The sequence below is a fragment of the Nitrospira sp. BLG_2 genome (assembly GCF_049222245.1).
In genome coordinates this window covers 1-7467 of sequence record NZ_JBLYIG010000038.1, presented here as the reverse complement: position 1 = coordinate 7467, position 7467 = coordinate 1, and the positions used below count along the sequence as shown (strand labels likewise).

General features: G+C 54.8%; 9 protein-coding genes and 1 pseudogene. All 10 read left to right on the top strand.

Annotated features, from left to right (window positions below):
* Positions 1–8: 8 nt before the first annotated feature.
* The 10 genes and pseudogenes from trpD (at position 9) to ACOSYY_RS01100 (ending at position 7349) form a co-directional block, all read left to right on the top strand.
* The gene (trpD, locus tag ACOSYY_RS01145; protein ID WP_526023259.1) at positions 9–986 is read left to right on the top strand and encodes an anthranilate phosphoribosyltransferase; all 978 of its coding nucleotides are present in this window, start codon (positions 9–11) and stop codon (positions 984–986) included.
* Positions 987–999: 13 nt separating this feature from the next.
* Positions 1000–1827 (top strand): indole-3-glycerol phosphate synthase TrpC, encoded by an 828-nt coding sequence (trpC, locus tag ACOSYY_RS01140; RefSeq protein WP_421660404.1) that lies wholly within the window; start codon positions 1000–1002, stop codon positions 1825–1827.
* A 10-nt stretch (positions 1828–1837) separates the two neighbouring features.
* Entirely contained in the window at positions 1838–2497 is a 660-nt protein-coding gene (locus ACOSYY_RS01135; RefSeq protein WP_421660403.1) for a phosphoribosylanthranilate isomerase, read from the top strand.
* 200 nt (positions 2498–2697) lie between these two features.
* The gene (gene trpB, locus ACOSYY_RS01130; protein WP_421660401.1) at positions 2698–3891 is read left to right on the top strand and encodes a tryptophan synthase subunit beta; all 1194 of its coding nucleotides are present in this window, start codon (positions 2698–2700) and stop codon (positions 3889–3891) included.
* Entirely contained in the window at positions 3888–4691 is an 804-nt protein-coding gene (trpA, locus tag ACOSYY_RS01125; protein WP_421660400.1) for a tryptophan synthase subunit alpha, read from the top strand. Before trpB ends, trpA begins: the two co-directional genes overlap by 4 nt.
* Before the next feature lie 468 nt (positions 4692–5159).
* The gene (locus ACOSYY_RS01120; protein WP_421660399.1) at positions 5160–5378 is read left to right on the top strand and encodes a type II toxin-antitoxin system HicB family antitoxin; all 219 of its coding nucleotides are present in this window, start codon (positions 5160–5162) and stop codon (positions 5376–5378) included.
* The gene (locus tag ACOSYY_RS01115) at positions 5375–5554 is read left to right on the top strand and encodes a type II toxin-antitoxin system HicA family toxin (protein WP_421660397.1); all 180 of its coding nucleotides are present in this window, start codon (positions 5375–5377) and stop codon (positions 5552–5554) included. Before ACOSYY_RS01120 ends, ACOSYY_RS01115 begins: the two co-directional genes overlap by 4 nt.
* A gap of 159 nt (positions 5555–5713) precedes the next feature.
* Positions 5714–5983 (top strand): annotated as a pseudogene (locus tag ACOSYY_RS01110) (helix-turn-helix domain-containing protein).
* A gap of 46 nt (positions 5984–6029) precedes the next feature.
* Positions 6030–6203 carry a hypothetical protein gene (locus ACOSYY_RS01105; protein ID WP_421660394.1) on the top strand — a complete coding sequence of 58 codons (174 nt, stop codon included), beginning with the start codon at positions 6030–6032 and terminating at the stop codon, positions 6201–6203.
* A gap of 291 nt (positions 6204–6494) precedes the next feature.
* Entirely contained in the window at positions 6495–7349 is an 855-nt protein-coding gene (locus tag ACOSYY_RS01100; RefSeq protein ID WP_421660393.1) for a hypothetical protein, read from the top strand.
* The last annotated feature ends 118 nt before the right edge of the window (positions 7350–7467 follow it).

The following is a 7467-nucleotide window of genomic DNA, read 5'->3' as shown; positions in this document are numbered from 1 at the left end:
GAACCGACCTGTCCGCTCAAGAGGCCGAGGCGGTCATGCTGGAGATCATGGACGGAGCCGCAACCTCGGCGCAGATGGCCGCCTATCTCATGGGACTCAGGCAAAAAGGTGAAACAGTCGCTGAAGTCGTCGGTTCGGTCAACGCCATGCGGTCACGAGCGACTCGAATCAGGGTCGGGTCGTCGATCGTGGTCGATACCTGCGGAACGGGTGGGGATGGGGCCGATACGTTTAATATCTCCACGACCGCGGCGTTCGTGGTCGCAGGAGCCGGCATTACCGTGGCCAAGCACGGGAATCGCTCCGTATCCTCCCGGTCCGGCAGCGCGGATGTGCTGAGCATGCTCGGTGTGAAGATCGATCTCGAACCGAACTGTGTGGCCGATTGTATCGACGAAGTCGGTATCGGCTTCTTGTTCGCACCGCTCTATCACGGCGCGATGAAACAGTGTTTCGGGGTCCGACAGGAGATGGGAATCAGGACCATTCTGAATGTGCTCGGCCCGCTGGCGAATCCGGCCGGTGCCACGCACCAAGTGCTCGGGGTCTATGACGCGAAGTGGACCGATATCCTTGGGCGTGTTCTTATGGAGCTTGGATCGCAACATTGTTTCGTGATTCATGGTCTGGATGGCCTGGATGAGATCACCTTGTCGGACCGGACGAAAGTGTCCGAGGGGAAGGGTGGTGTCGTGTCGAGTTATTTTATCGCACCTGAGGAGTTCGAGGTCAGGCGTATGGCGCGAAAAGAATTCGTTGGAGGCTCGCCGGATGAAAACGCACGGATGACGAAAGAGATTCTCCAGGGTCGGAAAGGCCCGAGACGGGACATCGTGTGCCTGAACGCGGCCCCAGCGATGGTCGTAGGCCAAAAAACGAAAACGCTCAAGGATGGATTCCATCTGGCGCAACAAGCGATCGACTCAGGGGCCGCCGCAGAGAAGCTGGATCGGCTCATTGCGTTTACCACGAAGGCGTGCAGGTAGGCATGATTGACTCATGATTCTCGATCGCATCCTTGAGCGCAAGCGGGCAGAACTCAGACACAAACAGAGCCGCTCCTATCTGGCCGACCTCAAGGCGGCGATTCGAGATGCTCCACCGGCTCTTGGGTTTGCCGTCACCTTGGATGCGACAAGGCCTCCCGCCCGTCCGGCCTTGATCGCTGAAATCAAGAAGGCGTCGCCCCGCCTTGGACTGTTGCGCGCAGAATTTTCGGAACAGTTCAATTATATGAGGCTTGCGCGCACATATCATGAGCATGGGGCATCGGCCGTTTCCGTCTTGACCGACAAGGAATTTTTCCAAGGAGACCTTCGGTATCTTGAAGAGATCAAACGAGCGCTCCCAATCCCGGCGCTCAATAAGGAATTCATGGTCGGCGACGTGCAGTTCTATGAAGCGCGTGCCCACGGTGCCGATGCCGTGTTATTGATTGTGGCGGCGTTGGAGCGCCGGCAATTGATGGATTTCCATGCGTTGGCCTCGGAGCTGGGTATGGACAGCCTGTTCGAAACCCATCACGAGAGAGAGCTGGATACGGTCTTGGAGTGGATTCCTCTTGCGAGGATGATCGGCATCAACAATCGGGATCTGAACACGTTCACGACCGATCTCAATGTGACCTTCCGGTTGGCGAAACGGATTCCCTCCGACAAGCTGATCGTTAGTGAAAGTGGAATTCACGATCGCGATGCCGTGACAAGGCTGACCGAGGCCGGGGTGCACGCCATGCTGGTCGGAGAGTCGCTCATTCGCGCCGAACACACGGCGAACAAGGTTCGGGAGTTACTGGGTTACGCGTCGCGCGATACTCCGTCCGCCTAAGCAGTTGGCTATGAAAATAAAAATTTGCGGGATCACCAACAGGGAAGACGCGGCAGTTGCGGTGGCAGCGGGCGCGGATGCCTTAGGCTTTGTCATGTACCGAAAAAGCCCCCGTTGGGTTGAACCGGCAGTGGCGAGATCTATCGTAGCCGGTCTTCCTCCTTTTGTGTTGGCGGTCGGTGTGTTCGTCAATGAAGAGGCGGAGAGCGTTCGCGCACTCATGGATGAATGCGGCTTTGCCTTGGCTCAACTCCACGGAGATGAATCAACACTCTATTGTCAGAATCTCTCCCGTCCGACGCTAAAAGCTATTCGCCTGAAGGATCGGGCTACATTTCTCGCCCTGGCTGACTTCCAGGGCTGCGCGAACGTGCGCGGCGTTCTCATCGATGCATTTTCAGACCAAGCATATGGAGGCACGGGACAAACGGTCGATTGGACGTTGGCCGAGGAAGCGGCGCGGTCTACCCCCATCATTTTGGCCGGTGGCTTGAGTCCCGCTAACGTTGCTGGAGCGATCCAGATGGTGCGTCCCTATGGAGTAGATGTGAGCAGCGGAGTTGAAAAGAGCCCAGGCAAGAAGGATCACCATAAGCTTAAGGCCTTTATTGAAGCGGTTAGGAGTCTGTCCGACATTGCCCTTCGTGACGAGGCGAAGGAGGTGCGGTAAGATGCGAGGCCGCAGGCCTGGAAAAACCGGAAGTGTATTCGCTGGAATACATTGAGGATTGTTTCTGGCCGAGAACGACGCAGATGGCCGCAGATCGTTCGCCGCAGTAGAAATGTTGATGTCGGACAGTCTCCTAGACTTGTGTCCGTCTGAGCGCCATCGCTATACTCACAAGGATTCGTTGGGGAGGAGCTGATCAGATGCTGATGCTTCCAGACAGCCATGGCCGGTTCGGCTCCTATGGCGGCCGGTATGTGCCTGAAACCCTGATGCCGGCGCTTTTGGAGTTGGAGGAAGAATATGCCGGAGCGAAACGAGATCGCCGATTTCAGACGGATCTCGCCTACTATTTAAAACAGTACGTAGGACGGCCCACGAGTCTGTATCGTGCCGATCGGCTGACCAAGAAATTGGGCGGCGCCAAGATTTATCTGAAACGCGAAGACCTCTGCCATACCGGTGCGCACAAGATCAACAATGCGATCGGCCAAGTCCTCCTGGCTCTACGGATGAAGAAACGGCGAATCATCGCCGAAACCGGGGCAGGTCAGCACGGTGTGGCAACCGCAACGGCGGCCGCGATGTTTGGGCTGCAATGTGAGATCTACATGGGCACGGAAGATATGCAGCGGCAGGCGCTGAATGTCTTCCGTATGCGTCTGCTGGGTGCGACGGTGACGGGCGTGGATGCAGGCAGCCGTACCCTCAAGGATGCCATCAGCGAGGCCATGCGGGATTGGACGACCAACGTGCATACCACGCACTATGTGCTGGGGTCCGTCCTGGGGGCACATCCGTATCCCATGATGATCCGCGATTTTCAGGCGATCATCGGACGGGAAGCGCGGAAACAAATTCTTTCTGCCGAGAAGCGATTGCCGGATTATCTCGTGGCCTGTGTCGGGGGAGGAAGCAACTCGATCGGATTATTCCATGCATTCCTCCGCGACTCCAAGGTCAAGATGATCGGTGTGGAAGCCGGGGGTCTTGGGATCGAGGGCGGAAAACATGCAGCAAGGTTTTCAGGCGGGAAACCGGGAGTCTTGCAAGGCACCATGACATACCTGCTTCAGGACGAAAATGGACAGATCAATTTGACTCATTCGGTATCGGCCGGGCTCGATTATGCGGCAGTCGGACCGGAGCACAGTCTCTACCATGATCAGGGCCGCATCGAATATACCTATGCGACGGATGCTGAAGCGCTGGCGGCTTTTGATTTGCTCGCGCAAGCAGAAGGCATCGTTCCAGCACTCGAAAGTGCTCATGCCATCGCACACGTCGTCAAGCTGGCGCCTATACTGAAGAAGTCGCAGCTCATCATCGCCAACCTTTCGGGTCGCGGCGACAAGGACGTGCAGCAAGTCGCGCGAATGCGGGGCGTGTCATTGTGAAGGGCCGATTGGAGATCACGTTCGATGGCCTGCGTAAGAGAAGGCAGAAAGCGCTCATTGCCTACCTGATGGCGGGAGATCCAGGACTCCCTGAAACGGAACAACTGGTCTTGGCATTGGAACAGGCGGGCGCCGATGTCATCGAGCTGGGTGTGCCATTTTCGGATCCGATCGCGGACGGACCGGTGATTCAGCAGGCGGCGGAGCGGGCATTGCGGAACGGTACGTCTCTCAGGAAAATCTTGGCCTCCGTCACATCGCTCAGGCAACGGACCAATATCCCGATCATCTTGATGTTGTACTACAATTCCATCCACGCCATGGGTTGTGAAGAATTTTGCCGCGCTGCGAAAGCCGCCGGAGTGGATGGATTAATCGTACCCGATATGCCGCCGGACGAAGCGGGACCGCTCAAGATTCCGGCAGACGCTGCCGGGTTGTCGCTTATCTTCCTGCTTGCCCCAACTAGTACGGCTGATCGTCGAAAACTGGTAGCGAAGGAGTCGCACGGATTTGTCTACTATGTCTCGCTGACGGGCATTACGGGAGCGAAGCTGAGCAACGTGGAAGATATCCAACACAATGTCGGCAAATTGAAGAAAGTCTCTGCCGCTCCCGTCGCTGTCGGGTTTGGCGTGTCGACACCCGAGGATGCCGCGCAGGTATCGAAGGTGGCGGATGGAGTGATTGTCGGCAGCGCCATTGTCAAGCGCATCGCGTCCCACCAGCAGGATCCCGCCATGATTGGGCACGTCGCCGAGTTCGTCCGATCGTTGAAAGCGGCAATGGCTGTAGTCTAGCCGTCGAGCCACATCCTTCCTTCTTTGCCTCGGAGCGACCCAATGAATTCCCGTAGAGTGCAGGATTCATTGCCTTGCCGTCGAAAGAGCGTACGAATTTGAATTCGCCTGACACTGGACCGTGAGATATCAGATGATGGCGTTGTGGATGGTCTTCTTGGAGTTCGGTCTGAAGCTGATGGTCGCCGAGCGTCTTGGTCTGCAGGGTGCTATTCCACCGGTTGAAGCAGGCAGGGCAGGTTATGTACGGAACAAGGCCCGACCATAACCTTTTCTTGCACACTCGGCGAATGTGGAGGGTAAGAAAGACAAATGACACAACGATCTGTCGCCCGGTAAGATTTTAGATGACTCAATACGTCCTATTGCGAGGAAGCCGACGGGTACTTATACTACTTTGGGACGCCTCCGGGCTTTTATTCAAAGCGAGATAATCCGTTGTCCGATCAATGAAGGAAAGGAGATTCAATGAAAGCTGAGTTCACGGCAATTATTGAACCGGCACCCGAGGGAGGCTACTGGGCTATTTGCCCGGAGATTCCCGGCGCCAACGGGCAAGGGGAAACGATTGAGGAAGCCAAGGATAGTCTGCGGCAGGCTATTGAATTGATTCTCGAAGACCGCAAGGCGGACATCCTTCGCGGGCTACCTGAAGACGCCATCCAGGACAAGGTATTGATCGGGTGAAACGGCGAGATTTGGAGCGCAAATTGCGGATCGCTGGCTGCTATTTGAAACGGGAAGGTGCTTCCCACTCCCTTTGGATCAACCCGAAAACCGGGGTTATGGAAGCGGTCCCGCGGCATACCGAGATCAAAGAGCCATTAGCAAGGAAAATACTGAAGAATTTGAATTCGGAGTGAGTGACCGAGCAACTCGTTAACAGGATGTTGCAAGTACCAGGGAACTTAGGGGGACGTTCTGGAATCGTACTCTGACCCCACTTCCGGCACTTACAAGGTTGAGGACCAGCGTGCCCGAGTAATAGTCATGGACGTGATCACGCATGATTATCGGAGGCAATGATGAGACGTAAGGACATTCATCAGGCAAAAACACGAGTGACCGTGTCGGTTGGAGAATCCGTTCGGATTATCCGTGAACTTCAGGGGCTCACGCAGAGCGAGTTAGCTCGACGGACGAAGATTCCTCAGTCCACCATCTCAGCCATTGAAACCGACACCATCATTTGGGCGTCGAGCGGGCCAAGACCCTGGCGCGTGTCCTGCCGTGCCACCCCCGCCGTCCTGGTATATCCCGGCTGGGGCGTGCCCCACCAGTCCGCTGCCTAGTTCGACCCAGCGCTGTTCGGCTCAACCCGCCATCCACGAATACACTGTGGCTGCTCTCTTCACGGGGCAACGGGACATCATCATATGCGATATGGCGGATGGAGTGATTGTCGGCAGCGCCATCGTCAAACGCATCGCGTCCCACCAGCAGGATCCCGCCATGATCGGACACGTTGCCGAGTTCGTCCGATCGTTGAAATCGGCCATGGCCACAGGCTAGCTGTAAAGCCACGTGTTATCCGGAGACGTGAACATGTCGTACATTCCTTCCATATAAATCCGTTCATATTCTAGAATCCCCCGGTTTACACATCCTCGTTATAGAGCAAAGGCGTGAAGTTATTCGCGCCTGACAGAGGCATTGGTTCCACTGAGAATAAGTTAATGCGCTGCAGCATGGAATTGCACTGGTATTATCTCTCCGATTGAAGAGATGTTTTTTATTATGCAGCGATGTGATAATTCAATGAGGCTCTGGCTATTGAAACTTGTGGATTTCTAGGAGTACGTGATGACCGCTATAGCAATCTGGTGCAACCATGAAATTGAAGAGAATCCGAGGTTATGGATTGCCGCAGATAGTCTCGTGAGTACTTCGGCCGGTTCAAAACTGATCAATGACGGGGCAAAGATCTTTGCGTTGCCCATTGTTTGCAGATCGGCAGGTAAGAATGGCTTCTTCACAGAACGCTATTATGAGCATACCTATGGCTACTGCTTCGCGGGGGACACTCTTTTGGGCCAAAATGCTTACTTATCACTTGTCCCACTTTTGAGTAACTTGTTCTCATCAACCTCCTACATTCCGTCTTCAGCTGATGTGGCCAGGTATGTGCACACATACCTCTCTCATACTTATGATGACTGTAAGGCGGGAAGAGCAGAAAATTCTGGGTTCGAGGCAGCTTTGTTTGGACACTGCAGCATAACGAATACCTTATCTGCCTACCATTTCTTCCTTAAAAATGAAAACGGCGTCTTCGAGGTAACTAGCAAGTTGCATGACAATATGCAAGAAAGAGAATTCCTCTACCTAGGAGATTCAAAGGTACATATGAGTTCACAAATCAAGGCCGCCCTTGCTGCTGACTCGACTCCCATGGCCGAGTGGGAGGCGCGCTCTAAAGGCAGACGGTTAAGCCGCATACCACGTTATATCATTCAAGATCACATTAATGATGAATCTTTTCCTACCATCGGTGGATCGCTTCAACTCGGAATCGCTGACAGGTTCGGGTTCCGTGCTTTTCCATTGTGCAAGCCAGGCGTGAATGGAGAAGCTGTCATCAGCTACTTGGGGCGCGAACTAACGCAAGATCTGCAGTACGTGGGCCGCGCATTGGTTGGTGGTGAAGCTATGGCATGAATGCATCAACTGCATGACAACAATCTAGACGATAGTAATGTGGAATGTGAAAATGGGGGTCACCCATTAGCCGGCAAGTCAAGTGGGCACAGACGTTCCCGTGAACCAGAGATTCGGC

Coding starts and splice junctions, on each gene's coding strand:
- ACOSYY_RS01100 (WP_421660393.1), top strand. CDS start 6,495: ATGACCGCTATAGCAATCTGGTGCAACCATGAAATTGAAGAGAATCCG.
- trpC (WP_421660404.1), top strand. CDS start 1,000: ATGATTCTCGATCGCATCCTTGAGCGCAAGCGGGCAGAACTCAGACAC.
- trpB (WP_421660401.1), top strand. CDS start 2,698: ATGCTGATGCTTCCAGACAGCCATGGCCGGTTCGGCTCCTATGGCGGC.
- ACOSYY_RS01135 (WP_421660403.1), top strand. CDS start 1,838: ATGAAAATAAAAATTTGCGGGATCACCAACAGGGAAGACGCGGCAGTT.
- ACOSYY_RS01120 (WP_421660399.1), top strand. CDS start 5,160: ATGAAAGCTGAGTTCACGGCAATTATTGAACCGGCACCCGAGGGAGGC.